We start from the raw sequence: 20561 nt of genomic DNA on the forward strand, positions 1-20561 counted from the left end.
GCTGGCGGATCACCGGCCGGCGCTGCAGGCGCAGGTGCGGCCGGCGGCGGCGTGGTCAGTGCTGCGACGGATTCGCCCTCTCCGATGCCGCCTTGTCCTGAAGCGGGGCCGGGATCGACCTCACCGCCCTCCGGTGTCAGCCGCTGGGTGAACTTTGTGCCCTCGGCATCGGCTGGAGCCGCTGCGGCCGGGGCCCTTGCCGCAGCATCGGCAGCCGGCCGCTCGGCCGGGCTCGGCTTCACCAGCGGTTCTACGGTTGCGACCGTCGTGCTGTTGAGACCCAGCATGTTGCTGAACGCGTCCTTGTTCAGCCAGATGCCGTAGCCGCCGCCCGCGATGACGAGCAAGGCGATGACAGCGGCGATCAGCCCGCCATAGCTGCGCCTGCGCTCGGCAGGATGCTGACGCTGAAAAGTGTCCGGCGCCGGCTCCTCGTCGTTGGGGAAGACATCGTCTCTAAAGCTATCGCTGTTCTCGTACGCCGCTGGAAGATCCGCGTCCGAAGGCTCCGCATCGGTGCCCTCTGGAGGCGGTTTTTGCCAATTCAGCGAGGCTTTGGCGGCAGGTGCCGGCTGCCATTCCGGCTCGGTCTTGGCCGGCTGCCATGCCGGCTCGGCCTTTGCCGGCTGTCGGACATGGCTGGGTTGGTTCTTGTTGCGGTCGATCGAGGAGAAGATGTCCTCCAGCTCCGACAGCGGATCGGATACCGGCGCAGGCTTGGCGTAGCCCCGCTCGACTATGGCGATGGCATCTTCCAGAGTGCGCTTATGCTGGGCAACGACCGACGGCGCCAGCGGCGGTATGTTCTTCGCAAGCTTGTCCGCGATTGTCGAACGGGCCTTGTCATAGACCCTGGCGCGTATCTCCGGCGTCGGATTTCCAAGACCGTCGAGCGTCTTTTTCAGAGCACCAACAAAATCTGCCATGCTTCAGTCGACCTGCATTTCGTTTCTGGGCCGGCCCCCGCAAATCGGCCGCGATGCCCGGAACAGCTTGGAATCTAGTCTTGAAACGGATCGGTCACAAGTATTGTGTCGTCCCGTTCAGGGCTGGTGGAAAGGAGTGCGACCGGCGCGCCGATCAGTTCCTCGATGTGACGGACATATTTGACTGCCCGGGCCGGCAGATCGTTCCAGCTTCTGGCGCCGGCGCTGGTGCCTTTCCAGCCCTCCAGCGTCTCGTAGACCGGTTCGACGCGCGCCTGCGCACCCTGGCTGGCCGGCAGATAGTCGATCGCCTCGCCATCGAGGCGGTAGCCGGTGCAGACCTTGATCTCGTCCAGCCCGTCGAGCACGTCGAGCTTGGTCAGGGCGATGCCCTTGATGCCGTTTACGGCGACAGCTTGGCGAACCAGCACGGCATCGAACCAGCCGCAGCGGCGCTTGCGGCCGGTGACGACGCCGAACTCGTGGCCGCGCGTGCCCAGGAACTCGCCGATCTCGTTCTTCTGTTCGGTCGGGAACGGACCTTCGCCGACACGCGTCGTATAGGCCTTGGTGATGCCGAGAACATAACCGATGGCACCCGGGCCGACGCCGGATCCGGCGGCCGCTTGGCCAGCCACCGTGTTGGACGAGGTGACGAACGGATAGGTGCCGTGGTCGATGTCGAGCAGCGTGCCCTGCGCGCCCTCGAACAGGATGCGTTCGCCGGCACGGCGCTTGTCGTCGAGGATCTTCCAGACGCGGTCCATATAGGGCAGGATCTCGTCGGCGACCGAAATCAGCTCACTCATGATTGCGCCATGCGTGACTTCGGAGTGGCCGAGCCCGCGGCGCAGCGCATTGTGATGCGTCAGCAGCCTGTCGACCTTCAAGGGCAGCGTTTCCAAATCCGCCAAATCCATCACCCTGACTGCGCGCCGGCCCACCTTATCCTCATAAGCGGGGCCGATGCCGCGACGGGTCGTGCCGATTTTCGTTCCCGAATTGGAGGCGGCGTCTTCGCGGAATCCGTCCAGCTCCCGGTGCAAGGACAGGATAAGCGCGGTGTTTTCGGCTATTTTCAGGCGCTCCGGCGTCACCTCGACCCCTTGCGCCTTCAATTTCGCTACTTCCGCGACGAAGGCATGCGGGTCGAAGACGACGCCATTGCCGATGATGGACAGCTTGCCTTGCCGCACCACGCCGGACGGCAGCAGCGACAGCTTGTAGACCTTGCCGTCGACGACCAGCGTATGGCCGGCATTGTGGCCGCCCTGGAAGCGCACGACGACGTCGGCGCGTTCCGACAGCCAGTCGACGATCTTGCCTTTGCCCTCGTCGCCCCATTGCGAACCGACGACCACCACATTGGCCATGTTTCTTTTCCCTTGAGGCGCCGCTCCGAGCGGCTTGAATGGTTCGAAACGACAGGCTTCTATCGCATCGGCCAGAAAATCGGAATCGATTTTCGGATAGCACGACGCGAACGTTCAAAGCCTTGAGACGCGTACTTTGTGCGTCCAGGTGGACGTACGTCGTTCTATAACGTCAACACCCGGCGAGCGCGACCATTCTTTGCCGCCGAAAGCGCCCTCAGGCACAACAATTTTCGCGTTTGACATCATTTACTTGGGCGAACCACCACAATAGGTCGGCAATGACCCTGCCCACCCCGGCTGGAATTTCGCGATGCATCGAACCGCCTATCTGTTCCTGCTGTTCACCACCTTGCTGTGGGGCGGCAACTCCGTGGCCGGCAAGCTGGCAGTCGACCATATTTCGCCGATGACGCTGGTCTTCCTGCGCTGGTTCCTGGCCGTTCTGATCATGCTGCCGATCGGCTGGCGAACGCTGCGCGAGGACTGGCCGGTGGTGCGCAGGCATTGGTTGCTGCTTGGCGGGCTCGGCGCTTGCGGCTTCACCTTTTTCAACGCGATCTTCTACACGGCGCTCAACTACACGACGGCGATCAACGTCTCGATCGAGCAGGCGGCAATCCCGGTCGTCATCATCCTCGCCAATTTCGTGCTGTTTCGCCTGCGTGTGAACCGGGTGCAGATCGCCGGTGTCGTGCTGACGATCATCGGCGTCGCCCTGACCGCCAGCCACGGCGATCTGCGCCAGCTTCTCAAGCTGGACCTCAACTTCGGCGACGCCATCATGCTGATCGCGGTGCTTTGCTACAGCTTCTACTCGGTCGGGTTGCGGCTGAAGCCGGCCATACGCTGGCAAAGCCTGATGCTGGCGCTGTCGATTGCCGCACTGGTGACCTCGCTGCCTTTCTTCCTCTGGGAGGTGGCTGCCGGCAAGGTCATCATCCCCGATGCGCGCGGCTGGGCGATAGCGTTCTACACTGCGACCGGCGCTTCGGTCGTCTCGCAGATTTTTTATATCAGGGGCATCGAACTGATCGGCGCCAACCGGGCCGGCCTGTTCATCAACCTGGTGCCGATCTTCGGCACGCTGCTGTCGGTGCTGATCGTCGGTGAGACATTCCAGCTCTATCAGGGCGTGGCTCTCGTGCTGGTGCTCGGCGGCATCAGCCTGGCTGAATACAGCGGACGTAAAATGGCGATTTGACAGCCGGAAACCTGTGACGGGCCGTGAAAGAACTCTGTCGATATTTCGACGCCATTGTCGAAACGCCCCGTGGGCTTACAAAGCTCGCGGGGCGCTCGCGCATGATTCAGGCGACGCCGACGTCGAAATGCAGCCGCTTGGCGGAGTCGATCGACTTGTGCGCCCGCACCTGTTCCAGCACCTTCTCCGGGAACGGCGCATCAAGATAGAGCAGCGCGATGGCATCGCCGCCAGGCCGGTTGCGGCCGAGCTGGAAGTTGGCGATGTTGACGCCGTTCTCGCCGCAGACCGTGCCGAGCAGGCCGATGATGCCGGGCGCGTCGGCATTCGTCGTGTACAGCATGTGCTGGCCGACCTCGGCGTCGAGGTTGATGCCCTTGATCTGGATGAAGCGCGGCTTGCCGTCCGAGAAGCAGGTGCCGGCGATCGCACGCGTCTTGTGCTCGGTCTTGACCGTCAGCTTGATATAGCCGTCGAACACGCCCGATTTGTCGCGCTTGACCTCGGCGACGATGATGCCGCGCTCCTTGACCATGATCGGCGCCGAAACCATGTTGACGTCGGAGACCTGCGGCCGGATCAGCCCGGCAAGTGTGGCGCTGATCAGCGCGCGCGTGTTCATCGTCGCGGTCGAGCCGTCGAACAGGATCTCGACCTCCTTGATCGGATCCTCGGTGACCTGGCCGACAAAGGCGCCGAGCACTTCGGCCAGCTTGACGAAGGGTTTTAGGCGCGGCGCTTCCTCGGCGGTGATCGACGGCATGTTGATGGCGTTGGAAACGGCGCCCTTGATCAGGTAGTCGGCCATCTGCTCGGCGACCTGCAGAGCGACATTCTCCTGCGCCTCCATCGTCGATGCGCCGAGGTGCGGCGTCGCCACCACATTCTCCATGCCGAACAGCTCGCTTTTCTCCGCCGGCTCGACCTCGAACACGTCGATGCCGGCGCCTGCCACCTTGCCGCTTTTCAACGCCGCGATCAGGTCGGCCTCGACGATCAGCCCGCCACGGGCGCAGTTGATGATGCGCACGCCGGTCTTCATTTTGGCGATCGCCGAAGCGTCGATGATGTTGCGCGTCTTGTCGGTCAAGGGCGTGTGCAGGGTGATGAAATCGGCGCGGGCGAACAGCTCGTCGAGTTCCACCTTCTCGACGCCGAGCTCCTCGGCGCGACTGTCCGACAGGAACGGATCGAAGGCGATGACGTGCATCTTCAGGCCAACGCCGCGCGTAGCGACGATCGAGCCGATATTGCCGCAGCCGATGATGCCCAGCGTCTTGCCGGTGATCTCGGTGCCCATGAAGCGGTTCTTTTCCCACTTGCCGGCATGGGTCGAGGCATTGGCTTCCGGTATCTGGCGGGCCAGCGCGAAGATCATGGCGACGGCATGCTCGGCGGTGGTGATCGAATTGCCGAAGGGCGTGTTCATCACGATGATGCCCTTGCGGCTCGCCGCCGGGATGTCGACATTGTCGACGCCGATGCCGGCGCGGCCGACCACCTTGAGCCTTGTGGCGGCGTCGATCAGCTTTTCGGTGACTTTGGTCGCCGAACGGATGGCGAGGCCGTCATACTGGCCGATCACTTCGAGCAGCTTTTCCTTGTCCTTGCCGAGATCGGGCAGGTAGTCGACCTCGATGCCGCGATCCCTGAAGATCTGCACGGCGGTGGTGGAGAGTTTGTCTGAGACGAGAACGCGGGGCATGGGCTTCATCCTTTGCGATTGGCGCCCCTCCCCTGACGGGAGGGTCGGCGCGAAGTGCCGGGGTGGGGTGGTTGCGGCCGGGCGTGGCGAAATCTTTTTCTTCTGGATGGCGGACCGTTGAGTTGGGTGGAGGCGACCCCACCCGGCCCTTCGGGCCACCCTCCCCTCGAAGGGGAGGGATCAGGCGGCCGCCTTGAGCGACGCCTTTTGCGCGGCAAAGGCCCAGTCGAGCCACGGCAGCAGCGCTTCGAGGTCGGAAGTCTCGACGGTTGCGCCGCACCAGATGCGCAGGCCCGGCGGTGCATCGCGATAGGCGCCGATATCGTAGGCGACGCCTTCCTTGTCGAGCGCCGAGACGATGCCCTTGGCGAACGCCGCTTGTCCGTCGGCATCGAGCGCGGCGACGTCGGGGTCGGTGAAGGAAAGACAGACGGACGTGTTCGACCGCGTCGCCGGGTCGGTGGCCAGATGGCCGAGCCATGCGGATTTATCGACGAAACCGTCGATAATGGCGGCGTTGGCGTCGGCGCGGGCAATCAATGCGTCGAGACCGCCGATCGACTTCGCCCAACGCAGCGCGTCGAGATAATCCTCGACGCACAGCATCGACGGCGTGTTGATGGTTTCGCCCTTAAAAATGCCTTCGATGAGCTTGCCGCCCGAGGTGAGGCGAAAGATTTTCGGCAGCGGCCAGCCAGGCTTGTAGCTTTCCAGCCGCTCGACGGCGCGTGGGCTGAGGATCAGCATGCCATGCGCACCTTCGCCGCCCAGCACCTTCTGCCAGGAGAAGGTGACGACGTCGAGCTTGCCAAAATCGAGCTTTTGCGCAAAGGCCGCCGACGTGGCGTCGCAAATGGTCAGGCCCTTGCGGGCGGCCGGGATGAAATCGCCGTTCGGCACGCGCACGCCTGAGGTCGTGCCGTTCCAGGTGAAGACCACGTCGCGGTCGAAGTCGATTTTTGTCAGATCCGGCAGTGCGCCGTAGCCGGCTTCGATCCTGCGCACGTCGGCGAGCTTCAGCTGCTTGACCACATCGGTGACCCAGCCGGAACCGAAACTCTCCCAGGCGACCATGTCGACGCCGCGTTCGCCGAGCAGCGACCACAGCGCCATCTCGACCGCGCCGGTGTCCGACGCCGGCACGATGCCGATGCGATAATCTGCCGGAACCTGGAGAATTTCCCGCGTCAGCTCGATCGCCTGTTCGAGCTTGGTCTTGCCGATCTTGGCGCGGTGCGAGCGTCCGAGCGCGGCATTGGCCAGCGCCTCGACTGACCAGCCGGGGCGTTTTGCACAGGGACCTGAGGAAAAATTGGGATTTGCCGGGCGCAGTCCGGGCTTCGTATGGATCGTCATCGTGGTCTATCCTTCCAGATAGTGGCCCCTCGTTGGGGAGGGGTGGCCCACAGACGGCGATATGCGTTCAGGCTTCCGGCGTCAAGAGGAAAGTTTTTGTCGCTGACGGGATACTGGTCGCATCCCAGACCAAAAACAGAACGGCGGACCGAAGTCCGCCGCTGGCATCCCCGAGGCTTTCGCCGTGCCTACCAGAGATCGTAGCGCAGCCCGACCTTGACCTGATGATTGCTGATCCCTTTGTCGATCGGATAGGAATCCAAATCCTGTGCGGTGGTATATTCGGCGTCGGGTGCGGAAAAATATTGATAGCCCAGATCGACTGAAAGGTTCTTGGACACCTGGTAGGCAAGGCCGGCGTTCAGCGTATAGGCGAAAGAGTAATGGGTCTCGTTATCATCGCGGACGAAATCGTCGGCGGGGTTGGCGTTGTCTGTGAAGTAGTCCGCCGAGAGGCGCCGCCTGGTCTGGACAATACCGATACCGGCGCCGAGATAGGGTGTGATCCCGACATAGGTGCCAAGATCGACATAGCCGTTGAGCATGCCCGAGAACGCGTAGTTCTCCAGGTCCGCCGATGCCACGGTCGTTCCGTTGTCATAGCTGACGCTGATCTCGTTGCCGGGCAGATAGCCGAGATTGAGATCGGCGCGCAGATAATCGTTAAAATGGTAGCCGAAGCCGATGCTGGCGAAGATGTGATCCTCTTCTTCGTCGAAGTTCGCTGGCGCGAAGGCGAAGTCCTCATTGTCGAAGCTCTTCTGCACCAGATAGGAGACATCGCCGCGCAGATACCATCCCGAACCGACTTCGACCGGCACATAGTCCGGCGCCTGGTCGACATAGATCGGCGGATCGTAGTCGGCGCCAAGCGCCTGCGACAACGGCGTCAGGGCGATTGCTGCAAGCGCCAGTGCTATGCGCGATTTGACTGTCATGATCCCCGGCTCCCGAAGGTGGCGCCATTCGCGATCGCGAGCGCCGTTTCAGGGCATTGTTAACCATAGTGGTTAAGTGCCGGTTAAGGATAACAGGGCGTTAGTGAATTGATTTTGATGCGCGTTGCCGCCACAACGAAAAAAACCGCCCGGCTTCTGCCGGGCGGTCCGCAAACCTGCTCTCGAAGCGATTACTTGGTGTAAACCGGTTCGGGTTCGTAGGCGATCGGCTCCGGCTGGGCGCAGTCCGAGTTGCCGAACTGGTAGCGCAGGCCGCCGCGCACTTCGTGCACATTGATGCCCTTGTCACGGCCGGGACCGACATTGCTGTCTGAAGCGTAGTCGAACATCTTGCCGCCCTCGATATGGCTGAAGCGGTAGCCGAGATCGAGCTTGACGCGATCGGTCAGGCAGTAGGAGGCGCCCGCCATGGCCGCATAGGCAAAGCGCCAGCCCTTGCCGCCATGATGCTCGAACTCGCCGTCGATGTCATTGTTGTGCAGCGTGTCCCATTTGACCCAGGCGCCGCCGATGCCGGCGCCGACATAAGGCGTGACGCCGTGCCAGGTGCCGATATCGACATAGGCATTGGCCAGGAGCAGCAGCGCCGTATAGGATGAGTGGTCGGTCGAAGTGCAGGGCGTCTGATTGATGCCGCAGAAGCCGCTGGTCGAGCCGCGGAAATCGGATTTGCTCATCCAGTCCGCGGTCAGGTCGGTACGGAAATGCCGGTTGATCTGGTAGCCGACGCCGGCGCCGGCCGAGAAGGCGCCATCCAGCTTGCCGCTGTCAAAGCTGCCAGTGCCTGGAACCGCCCCGTAGGTGATGTAGTCGCCGCCGCGGAACTTCGACCAGTGGTAGTCGATGTCGCCGCGAATGTACCAGCCGCCATATTCGACCGGCTGCTCGTAGACGGGCGGCGGCGGGGCCGGCTCGACCACGGGCGGCTCGACGAAGTCGGCGGCCAACACTGGTCCGGCCACGCCCGCGAGCAGCGCGGCAAAGAGGCCCATTCTTGCTGTATTGAACATGCTTGTCACCCCTGAGAACCCTCGGCACAGCGAACGCGTCCGAATCTGATTGGTTTCAGTCGTGGATAATGAATTGGAAAAGTTAAAAGCCGTTTAACCCTATCGCTTAACCATGAATCTCTAAATCTTACAGGATTTTCGCGTCATTTCCGCCGATGATTTGACGTGCGAAACACGTGAAAAAGCCCGCCGGAAGGCGGGCTTTCAAGCTGGCAAAAACTGGGGGATCAGGCAGCGCTGCGGGTTTCCGAAATGACCTCGACGATGTCGTTGACGACGGCCTCGACCAGTTGCTGATCGTCGCCTTCCGCCATGACGCGGATGAGCGGTTCCGTGCCGGACGGCCGGATGACCAGGCGGCCAGCCTGGCCCAGGCGCTGGCGTCCATCTTCGATCGCCGCCTTGACCAGAGCCTCCTCGAGCGGCTTGCCGCCGGAAATATGAACGTTCTTCAGCAATTGCGGCACCGGCGCGAACTTCTTCGACAATTCGCTGACCGGTCGGTTCTGCCGCTTGATGCAGGCGAGCACCTGGAGCGCCGAGACGAGGCCGTCGCCGGTGGTGGAAAAATCGGACAGCACGATGTGGCCCGACTGTTCCCCGCCGACGTTCAGGCCGTGCGCACGCATGTGCTCGACGACATAGCGGTCGCCGACCTTGGTGCGGTGCAACTGCAGGTTCATGTCGCCGAGGAAGCGTTCGAGGCCGAGATTGGACATCACCGTCGAGACGACGCCACCGCCGGCCAGCCGTCCGCTCTGATGCCAGGACTCGGCAATCAGCGCCATGATCTGGTCGCCATCGACGATCGCGCCGTTCTCGTCGACGATGACGACGCGGTCGGCGTCGCCGTCGAGCGCGATGCCGATATCGGCGCGCACTTCATGCACCTTCTTCTGCAGGCCGGCCGGATGGGTCGAGCCACACTCCTTGTTGATGTTGAAGCCGTTTGGCTCGACGTTGATGGCGACAACTTCGGCGCCGAGTTCCCACAGCGCCTCGGGCGCCACCTTGTAGGCGGCGCCATTGGCGCAATCGACGACGATGCGGAGGCCCGACAGCGACATCGACCGCGGCAGCGTGCGCTTGGCAAATTCGATATAGCGGTCATGAACGCCGTCGACGCGCTTGGCGCGGCCGAGCCCGTCCGAGTCGGCGAGCGCCAGTTCGATATCCTTGTCGAGCATGCCCTCGATGCGCTCCTCGATCTCGTCGGAAAGCTTGTAGCCATCGGGACCGAACAGCTTGATGCCGTTGTCGTAGTAAGGATTGTGCGAGGCCGAGATCATCACGCCGATGTCGGCGCGCAATGAGCGCACCAGCATGGCGACCGCGGGCGTCGGAATCGGGCCGAGCAGGAACACATCCATGCCGGCGGCGCACAGGCCCGACACCATCGCATTCTCGATCATGTAGCCGGAAAGTCTGGTGTCCTTGCCGAGCACGACGCGGTGACGATGGTTGCCGCGCTGGAACGAAAGGCCGGCGGCCATGCCGACCCTCATGGCGATCTCCGCCGTCATTGGAAATCTATTGGCGCGGCCGCGAATGCCGTCCGTTCCGAAATAACTTCCTGCCATGCTAGTCAGCTTCCCGATGGTTCATTGCCGGCACGTCATGCCACACATTGGCCCGAGCCCTATCATCACAATTCATGATTATAGGGCACCATTCCTTAGAAAACTGTTGTCTTGTGTGTTTTGTGTCACGTCAGTGGTTTGAATTTGCCTGCCCTGGTTGCGCCAGCAGCGTTCAGAACCTTCAGACCGCATCTGGATTCTTTCATGTGCCAATCAGCGGCATCGAAGTCGGAATCCCCGTCGCGTTATTCTGGGCCGGCCGCACTGGCCGACCCGCTCGGCCCGTCATGCGAGGCAGTTCCCGGAGAGTGGTCCGCTCTATACAAGTTTTCCGTGCATATGCACCCAGGAAATTGCCTGGGGGCAGGAGCTGGCAACGAGTTCATCCAAAATAATGCACTTTCCGAAGGGTTTTACGCCATTTGGCCTCTGGCGCAACCATTCGTTGAGTGCTATTGCTTGCTTGGTACATAACGTGAACATCAGAGGGAGAAGACACATGCTTATCCATCGACTTGCAACTTTGACGGGTCTTGCCGTCGTGACTTTATTCCTGGCAGCGCCCGCCAATGCGCTGACCATGGCTGAATGCAGCACCAAGTATAACGCGGCAAAGGACGCCGGAACACTTGGCGGGCAGAACTGGAACCAGTTCCGCAAGGCAGAATGCGCCACCGTCGCCGCCGCAACCGACGCCACGCCAGCCAAGGCGAACAGCACCAGCGCTGCAACGCCCGATGCGGCCGCCGCAGCGACGACCAAGGCAGCGGCAACTGCCAATGCAGGCAGCGGCCTCAGCAGGGCGGAGTGCGGCGCCAAATATCGGGCGGCCAAGGCCGGCAACACGCTGAACGGCATGAAGTGGAACGACTTCCGCATGAGCCAGTGCGGTGCCAGTGCCTTCGACGACGACACCAAGCCGGCAGCCGATCAGGCAAGCCTCACCAGCCAGCCGAAAAAGCCGACCGTGACCGCTCCCCAGGGAGTGACGTTTCCGAAGGCGATCTCGGACAAATATAGCAGCGAAACTCCGGCCAAGGCCCGCATGTACACCTGCCGCGACCAGTACCAAGCCAACAAGGGGGCCGGGACGCTGGGCGGCCTCAAGTGGATCCAGACCGGTGGCGGCTTCTACAGTCTTTGCAATGCCGCGCTGAAGAGCTGATCGACGTTAACATTCGAAGATAGCAAGGCTCGCGACGGTTCGCGGGCCTTTTGCTGCTGGCGGTGGCAGGCAGGGCCAGGATATGCCGTATCTGCGCTGCAAGCGAGGCGCTGTCGGCGCCGCTGCCAATCTCCCCCTTGCGGGGAGATCAGCCCTCATCACGGCATCCGCAAACCTTCAACGTCTATTTCCCATGTGGAGAAGTCCCCGGCACTTGGGTGAAGTGATTGAGTTTTTCAGGCCGCGATCGGCTGTCGGCACCTCCTGAACAAAAACGCCGCGTCCAAGCCGCGGCGTTTTCGAAATCAATCTCCTGAGCCGGACCCTAGCTTGACGGCTGAGGCTCCATGCCGCCTTCGGGCTCCGGGCCCTTCTTGCGGCGGCTGCCGGACTTCGGCACGGCCGAGCCGCGGCTCGGCGGCGTGTCGTCGCCGAGATCGCGTGCCGGCTTGTGGCCGGCGATCAGCTGCTTGATCTCGTCGCCGGACAGCGTCTCATATTCCAAAAGCCCCTGCGCCAGCGCAATCCATTCCTTCTTCTTCTTGGTCAGGATGGATTTCGCCGTCGAATAGGCCTCGTCGATCAGCCGACGCACTTCGGCGTCGATGATCTGCGCCGTCTCTTCCGAGACGTTCTGCGTGCGCGCCACCGAATGGCCGAGGAACACTTCCTCCTGGTTGTCGCCATAGGCGACGTGGCCAAGCTTGTCGGAAAAACCCCAGCGTGTGACCATGGCGCGCGCCAGCTTGGTTGCCTGCTCGATGTCCGAGGAGGCACCCGAGGTGATGTTCTCCTTGCCGAACTTGAACTCCTCGGCGACGCGGCCACCCATCATGATGGCAAGGCGCGAGATCATGTATTTGTAGCTCATCGAATAGCGGTCGCCTTCCGGCAACTGCATGACCATGCCAAGCGCCCGGCCGCGCGGGATGATGGTCGCCTTGTGCAGCGGATCGGCCGACGGCACGTTCAGCGCCAGGATGGCGTGGCCGGCCTCGTGATAGGCGGTGAGTTCCTTCTCGGCCTGGGTCATCGCCGACGAGCGGCGCTCGGCGCCCATCATGATCTTGTCCTTGGCGTCCTCGAACTCGGCCATGGTGACAAGGCGCTTGTTGCGCCGCGCCGCCATCAGGGCGGATTCGTTGACGAGGTTCATCAGGTCGGCGCCGGAAAACCCCGGCGTGCCCCGTGCGATCACCTTGAGGTCGACATTGGGGGCCAGCGGCACGTTGCGCACATGCACCTTCAGGATCTTCTCGCGGCCGACGATGTCGGGGTTCGGCACCACCACCTGGCGGTCGAAACGGCCGGGCCTGAGCAGCGCCGGATCGAGCACGTCCGGCCGGTTGGTGGCAGCGATCAGGATGATGCTTTCGTTGGATTCGAAGCCGTCCATTTCGACCAGCAACTGGTTCAGCGTCTGCTCGCGCTCGTCGTTGCCGCCGCCGAGGCCGGCGCCGCGATGGCGGCCGACCGCGTCGATTTCGTCGATGAAGATGATGCAGGGCGCATTCTTCTTGGCCTGGTCGAACATGTCGCGGACGCGGCTGGCGCCAACGCCGACGAACATCTCGACAAAGTCCGAGCCGGAAATGGTGAAGAACGGCACGTTGGCCTCACCGGCGACCGAACGGGCAAGCAGCGTCTTGCCGGTCCCGGGAGGGCCGACGAGCAGCACGCCGCGCGGAATCTTGCCGCCAAGCCGCTGGAACTTCTGCGGATCCCGCAGGAATTCGACGATCTCTTCCAAATCCTGCTTGGCTTCGTCGACGCCGGCGACATCCTGGAAGGTGACGCGGCCGTGCGCTTCAGTCAAAAGCTTGGCCTTGGACTTGCCGAAGCCCATGGCACGGCCGGAGCCGGACTGCATCTGGCGCATGAAGAATATCCAGACGCCAAGGATGAGGATCATCGGCAGCCAGGAGATGAGATAGCTGAACAGCGAATTGGAACCGTCGGATTCGGGGCGCGCGTTGATGGTGACGTTCTTGTCCTGGAGTCTCGAAACCAGCGACGGATCACCCGGCGAATAGGTCTGGAAGCCGGTAGAGGTGTCGGTATAAGTGCCCGAGATGCGGGCGCCCGCGATGGTCACCGTCTTGACCCGGCCGGCCGCGACGTCCTGCAGGAACTGCGAATAGGGGACGTCACTCGCTGCTCCGCGCGTCTGCGGCGTCTGGAACAGATTGAAGAGAGCGATGAGCAGGACCGCTATGATCGCCCAGAGCGCGAGATTGCGATAATTCGGATTCATCAATTGTCCCGTTGGTGTCCGCCAGCGGACACGCGTCGTGAGAGGAAACTTGGGTCTAACATAGGGATGGCGCCCTTCATTGCCAAGCAGAACAGCATGTCGCGGTTAAGCTTTCGCCCATGATCAACCGGCAGTGTGGCCGCCGAAAGGCGGGGCAGGAAGTCGCGGCGCGCCGATCAGCGCGGCGACAGTTCCGGCCGGCGCCAGGTCGAAGGACGGCAGGAAGCGGGCAAAGGGCGCGACGACCGGGCATACCGCCATTCCCGGCAAGACCGGGCTGTCGCCCGGATGTTCGCTTGCGCGCCACAGCACCGGCTCGGCCGCCAGAGCCGCGCGGACAAGGCTCGGCGGCGTGCCATTTTCGGCAATTGCCTGTCTTGCGGCACGCGCCGCGCCGAGCGGCGCGATCAAAAATTCACCCGGTCTGTCCGCCAATGTGATCCTCCGGCGACCGTCCCAGAGGGCATTGTTCACGGCAGGCGCAGCGGGCGGCAGGTTGCGGGTTTCGCGACGCAGAAAAATGCCGGCACGCCGCGCATCGACCACCGTCCGCGACAATGTGGCGCAAAACGGGGTAGCGAAAAATGAGGTTGTGCCAGGTGGTCCGGGCCTCAGCCGGTTGAGCAGCGCCTCGCTGCGAGCCTGCTCGGGCAGAAAGGCAACGCCGCCGACAGTCGCCAGCAGGACGCGCAGCGCGTAGACGGCCGCCGCCTCGTCGACGGCTGTCGCAAAGCCCGGATCGAGACGGATAAGGCCGGCTGCGGGCCTGCTGGCAAAGCCACGGATCAGCGCGGCGGCGCGATGGCCAAGCTGCTCGCGCTCCACCGCAGCCCGCGCGGCCAGCGCCAACGCGTCTTCCCGCGCACCATTGCGGTCGGCAAGCGCTGCGCGGATACGTGGCCTCTCGAAAGCCTCGTCTTCATTGGTCGGGTCTTCGGTCCAGCCGACATTCGCGCGCCGCAGGACTTCGCGCAGCGCAGCACGCTGTGTGCCGAGAAGCGGCCGTGCGATCCAGATCCGCCAGTCATAGAGGGTGGCCGGTGCCATGCCGGCTAGGCCACGCCCTGGCTCTCGCACCTCCTCCTGGCGAGCTTGCCGCATCAGCACGGTCTCGGCCTGGTCGTCGGCCGTGTGGCCGGTCAGGATCAGGCCGATACCTTCCGCCTGCGCCGCCTCGACCAGCAACCGGTAGCGTGCCTCTCGCGCGGCAGCCGGCAGGCCGGTCGACGGCTTGCGTCCGGACCAGAGCAGGATGCGGTGGGCAATGCCGCGCCCGGCGCAAAGCCTGGCCACGGCCTGTGCTTCCGCTGCCGAGCCCGGCCGCAGACCGTGATCGATGGTCACAGCCAGCAATTTCGTTGCCGGCGCGGTACGGTCGAGGTGATCTTTGAGGAGAAGGAGGAGGGCGGTCGAGTCGCTGCCGCCGGACACGGCCGCAACAGCGCCGCTGGTAAAGTCGATCTGCGAAAAAACCGAACGGTCAGGCTCGGTTTCGGGCGTCAATGCATGTCGCCTAAAAGTGGCCCCGGATCTGGGGCAACAAGTCTTGGGGCAACGACATGCAGGAGAAAAACTAACACGCCGCGAGCGCCCTCTCCTGCTTGACGCGTTCCTTGAGCGCGCCGGAAACGTTCGGATAGCGCTTGCCGATCTCGCCGAAAGTGGCGCAGGCCACGTCGCGCTGGTTCAATCCGACCAGCGACACACCGAGCTTCAGCAGCATGTCTGGAGCCTTCTTGGCCTTCGGATAGTCCTTGCTGGCGGCGAGGAAAGTCTCGGCCGCGTCGCGGTACTTCTGCTGGCCGAGCAGCGACTCACCCAGCCAGTAATGCGCGTCCGCCGTCTTGGCGTCCTTGGGGAAGCGGGCGATGTGGTCGCGAAAACCCTGTTCGGCAGTGCCGTAGTCGCCCGACAGGATGAACTGATAGGAATTGCGGTAAAGCTCCTCCGGGTCGTCGGTGGCGGGCAGCGCCGCGACCACCGTATCGTCGGACTTGCCGGCCTGCGTGCCAGCGGCCTGGTCGCCGGGGACAGGGGCGGTGTTCTGCGCCGGTGCATGTGCCTGCGTGTTGCCCTCGATCACATTGCCGTTCTTGTCGACGGTGATGGTGCCGAACGTCTTCGGCGGCGTGCCCGGGATCACCGCGCCGGGTTCGCCTGTCGGTGATTCGACGATCACCTCGCCGCTCTGGCCGCCGGCGGGCGGTGTGCCCGCATCGGCCGGCGCATGCGTCGCCGGAGCCTCGGCGACGCTGCTGTCGGTGTTGGTGGTGGCGTCCGACTTCTTCTGCTCGCGTGGCTGCTGCGCGCCATGTGAGCCGCTTTCCAGCTGCTGGAAACGGAACTCGTTATCTTCCTGCTGCTTGCGGATCTGCTCCTGCATCTGCAGCACCTGGAAGTTGAGCTCCTCGATCTTGCCGTTCATTTGCCGGAGTTGTTCCTCCAGCGCGGTAGTGCCGGTGCCATCCTGCGCAAATTGCACCTGATCCGGTTTCTTTTTTTCACCGAAAATGCCGAGCGTCGGCAGGCGGAAGGAAAAACCGCTTTTTTCTGTGCCTTGCTCATTGCCTACTGCCGGGGCAGCGACGCTTGATACGAGCAGCAACGCAAGCGTGCCGCTCAAGACCGATCTGAAATGCATGTGCCTCTCGCCGTGGATTGTTTGCCTGTTGCATGCCTTCCGATCGGAGTGGACCGTCAGGCGCCTCGGTTATTACCAAGGACGCAGGACTTCGGCCAAATTTTGTTTCAAGTCCCACATCCGGGCGCCGGACATGAAAAAGGCGGCCGCAGCCGCCTTTCACACGTAGGTGTTGCATTTCTGCCGATCGGAAAATTGCCGATCAGGAACCGGCGCCGCTGATCGTGGTGACGGCGCGGCGGTTCTGCGACCAGCAGGAGATGTCGTCGCAAACCGCGACCGGACGCTCCTTGCCGTAGGAAATGGTCTTCAGGCGCTGGGCGGGAACACCCCTGGCGACGAGGAAGTCGCGGGTGGCGGCGGCACGGCGGGCGCCGAGCGCCAGATTGTATTCGCGCGTGCCGCGCTCGTCGGCATGGCCTTCGATGACGATGGCATACTGCCTGTACTGGTTCAGCCATTGCGCCTGGCGCGAAAGCGTCGTCTGCGCGTCGGCGCGGATCGAGGACGAATCCGTGTCGAAGAAGATGCGGTCGCCGATGTTGACGGTAAAATCCTGGGCCGATCCGGGCGTTGCCGCCCCGGCGCCGCTGAGACCGAGATCGGCGGCACTGTTCAGGTTCTTCTTCGAGGCGCAGCCGGCGATGGCGAGCAACGCCACCAGCGCGATCATCGCCGGGTTTCTGGTAAGTGCTGCGATACGGCCCATGCCGCCTCTCCTTCGCAATTCGAGTGATTTCGTTGATCGTCCAGTAACCACGTTTGGGTTAACCGGCGTTCAAGAAACACGGTTAAAATTTGGTTTCGGCTACCGTCCGCAGCCGTTTGGTTCAAGGGAATCCGTGGAGGCAACAATGCGCGCGGACCGTAGGCAGAAATGCGGCTGAAACGCGACCAAGCCGTGGAAAGAGCGAATTGAAGAGTGGAAGAACTGAGGAATTGAGGAATTGAGGAAAGAGGTCACCTCAGCTTCTCTCTGAGATTGACCAGCATTCCGTAGATGCGGGCATAGGATTGCAACCAGTCGTCGCGTTGCGCCTGGGTGATATACTCCAGATCGAACGCATACGAAATCCACGTCTCCACTTCACTGCATGACCCTATCGCCATCGAAATGAACCGTGCGAATTCGGGCTTGGAGCGGGTTTGTTTGGCAAAACCCTCAGCCAAATTGGCGCAGATCGCCTTGCTGGAACGACGTAGTTGATCGGCGAGCGCGTATTGCTCCATTTTCGGAAAAGCAAGCGTGGCTCTGTGTACCCCAAGGGAAACTGCATAGGCACGCTTATAGACTTCCAAATCCCTCGCGTGCTCGATGTAGGCCGCTGCCTTCTCCATCCTTCAGTTCTTCAACTCGTCAGTTCCTCAATTCCTCAATTCCCCTTCCAGCCTATTCCAGCAGCGGCGACCAGGCCGGGTCCGAAGCGAAATTCGAGGTCGGGATCGACTGTTCGTTGCGGCCGGTGAGATCGACCGAAACGAGTTTCGGGCCGCCGGCAGAATCGCGGAAGAACATCAGCACCCGGCCGTTGGGCGCCCAGGTCGGCCCCTCCTGCTGGAAGCCGGTTGAAAGGATGCGCTCGCCTGAACCGTCGACGCGCATGACGCCGATCTGGAACTCGCCGGCGGTCTGCTTGGTGAAGGCGATGAGGTCGCCGCGCGGGGACCATACCGGCGTCGAATAGACGCCGTCGCCGAAGGAGATGCGGGTCTGGCCAGAACCGTCGGCGCCCATCACATAGATCTGCGCGCGGCCGCCGCGGTCGGAGGTGAACACCACCTTGCTGCCATCCGGCGAATAGGACGGCGAGGTGTCGATGGCCGTCGAATTGGTGAGCCTGGTCGTCGAGCGGCTTCTCAAATCCATGGCGAAGATGTTGGAATTGCCGTCGTCGCGCAGCAGGCTCATGATCACCTTCTGGCCGTCGGGCGAGAACCGCGGCGCAAAGGTCATGCCGGGAAAGTCGCCGACCAGTTCGCGCTGCCCGGTCTCGATCTGCAGCAGATAGACCTTCGGCTGGCCGCTTTCATAGGACATGTAGGTGATTTCCTGCCGGTTTGGCGAGAAACGCGGGGTCAGCACGATCGATCTGCCGTCCGACAGGTAGCGGATATTGGCGCCGTCCTGGTCCATGATGGCGAGGCGCTTCTTTCGCGCGTTCTTTGCGCCCGATTCGTCGATGAAGACGACGCGCGTGTCGAAATAGCCCTTCTCGCCGGTCAGCCGCTCATAGATGGCGTCGGCGATGATGTGGGCGACGCGCCTTGTGTTGGCGTCGTTGGCGAAGAACTGCTCGCCCGACATCTGCTGGCCGGCAAAGGTGTCCCACAACCGGTACTGGGCACGGACGCGGCCATCGGCCTCCTTGCTGACGCTGCCGGTGACCAGCGCCTGGGCATTGATCACCTTCCAGTCCTCGAAGCGAGGCGTGGCATCGGGGTTGGAGATCTTTTCGATGAAGGCGCTCTTGTCGATCGGCGCGAACAGGCCGGAGCGTTTCAGGTCTGCGCTGACGATGCCGGAAATCTCCGCGCCCAGCGCATCGCCGCCCTGGAAATCGGTGATGGCGATCGGCAGCGGCTCGACATTGCCTTTGTTGACGTTGAGCTCAACGAGCGCCCGCGCCGGCAAGGTGGCGGCGGCAGTCATGCCCAGCGCCATCGCTACGATCATCAGGAGCGGCTTGAGGATGAATTTCATGTCTTCTCGCTTCTCTTCAATGATTCTACGGGTCTTCAATGATTCTGCGGGGGCGCCAGGCCTACAGGCCCAGCATCTCCCTCGGATCGAACGTGACCCGGACGTCGGCCCAGATGTCTTGTTTGCCTGCGGGAACCTGCAGGCCGGCCACATCGCATTTCTGAACCGCGCGCACGGCACTTTCGTCGAACGGGCGGTTGCCGCTCGACTTTTCGACGGATGGCCGTCCGTCCAGCTTGCCGGAGGCGTCGAGGTTGAACCGGATTACGACGACGAAGTTCTCGGAGCCTTCGAGCCCTACCGGCAGGGTCCAGCAGCCACCAAGCTGGGCCTCCAACGCCCCCTGTTCCGATCTCGAAAGCTTTTGGCCCTGATCCTTGTCCCCGCCGAGCGACGCCTGCTGGGTCGAGCGCTTGGCGCCACCGCCTGACGGCTTGCGCTTGTCGAGCAGCGCCGAAATCTCGTCGGCGTTGAACTGCTTGTCTTCCGATTTCGGCTTGGACGAGGCTTCCTTGACCGGCTTGTCGGCGTCCTTGCGCTCGGGCGCCTTGGCGCTTTCGGCCTGGGCCGGCTGCGGCTTCGGCCGCGCCTGCGGGGCGGGCGCCGAGTCCGGAAGCTGCGTCTCCTCGGTTGGCGGCTCCTGGGCAATGGCCTCGGCAACGGCGTCCGGCTTGACCTCTGGCTTCGGGTCGATGGCGGCGGTCTTGTCCTGCGGCGGCGTCGGCGCCGGTTCCTTGGCCGGTGTCGGCTTGGGCTCCGCCTGCTTGACCGGCTCGGGCTTGACCTCTTCCTTCGGCTGCGGGACCGGTGCGACCTCCGTCGCCGGGACAGGCTTCGGCTGCTCCTTCGGCTTCGGCGCGTCCTCGGGCTTCGGCTTCTCTTTCGGCGTCGGCGCGGGCGGCGGCGCCTCAGCCATATCGACCGGTTGGGGCTTGGGTTCCGGCGTCGGCGGCTTGTCGGTATCGACGCTGTTGTCACCGACCGTCTTCGCGTCGGGAACGATATCCGGGCGCTGGGTCGGCAATGGCGCCGGCTTTTCGCTCACCGCAGCCTTCTTGTCGCCTTTCTGTATCTGCGCGATAGCTTCCATCGGCACGATTTCGACCGCCAGAGACTCGGCATCGGACGCCGGCAACGCCGCCGGCGCAGACAGCGTGAACAGGCCGAAGCCGATCGCGACCGCATGCAAGATCACCGATGTGGTGAGGCCGGTTCTCATCTAGCGTCTACTGATCCTGTTCCTGCAACGAAACCAGGCCGATGTTCTTGTAGCCGGCGGCCGAGATACGGGCCATCACCTTCATTGCCGTGCCATAGTCGGTGGACTTGTCGCCGCGGATGAAGATGCGCTCGTCATAGCCGGTCCTCGAAATCGCCTGCAGCTTCGCCACCAGCTCCTCAACCGGGATTTCAGTCTCCTGGAGATAGATCTGGCCGGCGGAGTTGATGGAAACGGTGATCGGCTGCGTGTCGACATCCATCGCCTTGGCCTGCGTGTCCGGCAGGTCGATCGGCACGCCGACCGTCAGCAAGGGTGCGGCGACCATGAAGATGATCAACAGCACCAGCATCACATCGACCATCGGCGTGACGTTGATTTCCGATATCATGGCGTGATGGCGGCCGCGCCGCCTGTGGCCGCGACCACCGCGTCCCCCGCCACCCGCGCCTACAGACATTCCCATGA

General features: G+C 62.9%; 16 protein-coding genes and 1 pseudogene. 2 read left to right on the plus strand and 15 right to left on the minus strand.

Translation table 11 applies throughout. From position 1 onward, the window contains the following. Positions 1–926: pseudogene (locus X738_RS61240) on the minus strand (hypothetical protein); the annotation flags it as partial. Between the two features lie 74 nt (positions 927–1000). Further along, complete coding sequence (locus X738_RS61245) at positions 1001–2299, minus strand: adenylosuccinate synthase (protein WP_023799971.1); 1299 nt, start codon at positions 2297–2299, stop codon at positions 1001–1003. Between the two features lie 313 nt (positions 2300–2612). On the opposite strand from X738_RS61245, the gene X738_RS61250 reads away from it, so the two are divergent. Next, a complete protein-coding gene (locus X738_RS61250; RefSeq protein WP_023799972.1) occupies positions 2613–3503 on the plus strand; it encodes a DMT family transporter in 891 nt (296 codons plus the stop codon). A 106-nt stretch (positions 3504–3609) separates the two neighbouring features. On the opposite strand, the gene serA is transcribed toward X738_RS61250, so the two are convergent. From serA to glmM, 5 genes are all read right to left on the minus strand, one after another. Beyond that, a complete protein-coding gene (gene serA / locus X738_RS61255; protein ID WP_031255292.1) occupies positions 3610–5208 on the minus strand; it encodes a phosphoglycerate dehydrogenase in 1599 nt (532 codons plus the stop codon). A gap of 180 nt (positions 5209–5388) precedes the next feature. After that, a complete protein-coding gene (locus X738_RS61260) occupies positions 5389–6564 on the minus strand; it encodes a phosphoserine transaminase (protein WP_023799974.1) in 1176 nt (391 codons plus the stop codon). 188 nt (positions 6565–6752) lie between these two features. Beyond that, positions 6753–7502, minus strand: coding sequence for an outer membrane protein (locus X738_RS61265; protein ID WP_023799975.1), 750 nt, complete (start codon positions 7500–7502; stop codon positions 6753–6755). A gap of 191 nt (positions 7503–7693) precedes the next feature. Continuing rightward, on the minus strand, positions 7694–8533 hold the full coding sequence (locus X738_RS61270; RefSeq protein ID WP_023799976.1) for an outer membrane protein: 840 nt from the start codon (positions 8531–8533) through the stop codon (positions 7694–7696). A 227-nt stretch (positions 8534–8760) separates the two neighbouring features. After that, on the minus strand, positions 8761–10113 hold the full coding sequence (gene glmM, locus X738_RS61275) for a phosphoglucosamine mutase (protein ID WP_023799977.1): 1353 nt from the start codon (positions 10111–10113) through the stop codon (positions 8761–8763). 499 nt (positions 10114–10612) lie between these two features. Here glmM and X738_RS61280 point away from each other — a divergent pair, with 499 nt between their 5' ends. After that, positions 10613–11278, plus strand: a complete 666-nt coding sequence (locus X738_RS61280; RefSeq protein ID WP_023799978.1) for a hypothetical protein — start codon at positions 10613–10615, stop codon at positions 11276–11278. Positions 11279–11603: 325 nt separating this feature from the next. Here the strand turns inward: X738_RS61280 and ftsH are convergent, their stop codons facing one another. From ftsH to tolR, 8 genes are all read right to left on the minus strand, one after another. Further along, positions 11604–13532: an ATP-dependent zinc metalloprotease FtsH gene (ftsH, locus tag X738_RS61285; protein WP_023799979.1), complete on the minus strand. Its 1929-nt coding sequence runs from the start codon at positions 13530–13532 to the stop codon at positions 11604–11606. A gap of 123 nt (positions 13533–13655) precedes the next feature. Next, on the minus strand, positions 13656–15035 hold the full coding sequence (gene tilS, locus X738_RS61290; protein WP_023799980.1) for a tRNA lysidine(34) synthetase TilS: 1380 nt from the start codon (positions 15033–15035) through the stop codon (positions 13656–13658). A gap of 70 nt (positions 15036–15105) precedes the next feature. Beyond that, the gene (gene ybgF / locus X738_RS61295) at positions 15106–16173 is read right to left on the minus strand and encodes a tol-pal system protein YbgF (protein WP_023799981.1); all 1068 of its coding nucleotides are present in this window, start codon (positions 16171–16173) and stop codon (positions 15106–15108) included. Between the two features lie 202 nt (positions 16174–16375). Beyond that, the gene (gene pal, locus X738_RS61300) at positions 16376–16882 is read right to left on the minus strand and encodes a peptidoglycan-associated lipoprotein Pal (RefSeq protein ID WP_023799983.1); all 507 of its coding nucleotides are present in this window, start codon (positions 16880–16882) and stop codon (positions 16376–16378) included. A gap of 251 nt (positions 16883–17133) precedes the next feature. After that, on the minus strand, positions 17134–17511 hold the full coding sequence (locus X738_RS61305) for a four helix bundle protein (protein ID WP_023799984.1): 378 nt from the start codon (positions 17509–17511) through the stop codon (positions 17134–17136). Positions 17512–17563: 52 nt separating this feature from the next. Further along, positions 17564–18847: a Tol-Pal system beta propeller repeat protein TolB gene (tolB, locus tag X738_RS61310; RefSeq protein WP_245268562.1), complete on the minus strand. Its 1284-nt coding sequence runs from the start codon at positions 18845–18847 to the stop codon at positions 17564–17566. A gap of 88 nt (positions 18848–18935) precedes the next feature. Next, on the minus strand, positions 18936–20093 hold the full coding sequence (locus X738_RS61315) for a TonB family protein (RefSeq protein WP_023799986.1): 1158 nt from the start codon (positions 20091–20093) through the stop codon (positions 18936–18938). Between the two features lie 7 nt (positions 20094–20100). Then, a complete protein-coding gene (gene tolR, locus X738_RS61320; RefSeq protein ID WP_023799987.1) occupies positions 20101–20559 on the minus strand; it encodes a protein TolR in 459 nt (152 codons plus the stop codon). Positions 20560–20561 lie beyond the last annotated feature (2 nt).

It is taken from the genome of Mesorhizobium sp. L48C026A00 (genome assembly GCF_000502375.1).
Classification (GTDB): domain Bacteria; phylum Pseudomonadota; class Alphaproteobacteria; order Rhizobiales; family Rhizobiaceae; genus Mesorhizobium; species Mesorhizobium muleiense.

Bases quoted from the DNA above. Each gene is read 5' to 3' on its own strand.
- X738_RS61245 (WP_023799971.1), bottom strand. From the start codon at position 2,299: ATGGCCAATGTGGTGGTCGTCGGTTCGCAATGGGGCGACGAGGGCAAA.
- X738_RS61250 (WP_023799972.1), top strand. From the start codon at position 2,613: ATGCATCGAACCGCCTATCTGTTCCTGCTGTTCACCACCTTGCTGTGG.
- serA (WP_031255292.1), bottom strand. From the start codon at position 5,208: ATGCCCCGCGTTCTCGTCTCAGACAAACTCTCCACCACCGCCGTGCAG.
- X738_RS61260 (WP_023799974.1), bottom strand. From the start codon at position 6,564: ATGACGATCCATACGAAGCCCGGACTGCGCCCGGCAAATCCCAATTTT.
- X738_RS61265 (WP_023799975.1), bottom strand. From the start codon at position 7,502: ATGACAGTCAAATCGCGCATAGCACTGGCGCTTGCAGCAATCGCCCTG.
- X738_RS61270 (WP_023799976.1), bottom strand. From the start codon at position 8,533: ATGTTCAATACAGCAAGAATGGGCCTCTTTGCCGCGCTGCTCGCGGGC.
- glmM (WP_023799977.1), bottom strand. From the start codon at position 10,113: ATGGCAGGAAGTTATTTCGGAACGGACGGCATTCGCGGCCGCGCCAAT.
- X738_RS61280 (WP_023799978.1), top strand. From the start codon at position 10,613: ATGCTTATCCATCGACTTGCAACTTTGACGGGTCTTGCCGTCGTGACT.
- ftsH (WP_023799979.1), bottom strand. From the start codon at position 13,532: ATGAATCCGAATTATCGCAATCTCGCGCTCTGGGCGATCATAGCGGTC.
- ybgF (WP_023799981.1), bottom strand. From the start codon at position 16,173: ATGCATTTCAGATCGGTCTTGAGCGGCACGCTTGCGTTGCTGCTCGTA.
- pal (WP_023799983.1), bottom strand. From the start codon at position 16,882: ATGGGCCGTATCGCAGCACTTACCAGAAACCCGGCGATGATCGCGCTG.
- X738_RS61305 (WP_023799984.1), bottom strand. From the start codon at position 17,511: ATGGAGAAGGCAGCGGCCTACATCGAGCACGCGAGGGATTTGGAAGTC.
- tolB (WP_245268562.1), bottom strand. From the start codon at position 18,847: ATGATCGTAGCGATGGCGCTGGGCATGACTGCCGCCGCCACCTTGCCG.
- X738_RS61315 (WP_023799986.1), bottom strand. From the start codon at position 20,093: ATGAGAACCGGCCTCACCACATCGGTGATCTTGCATGCGGTCGCGATC.
- tolR (WP_023799987.1), bottom strand. From the start codon at position 20,559: ATGGGAATGTCTGTAGGCGCGGGTGGCGGGGGACGCGGTGGTCGCGGC.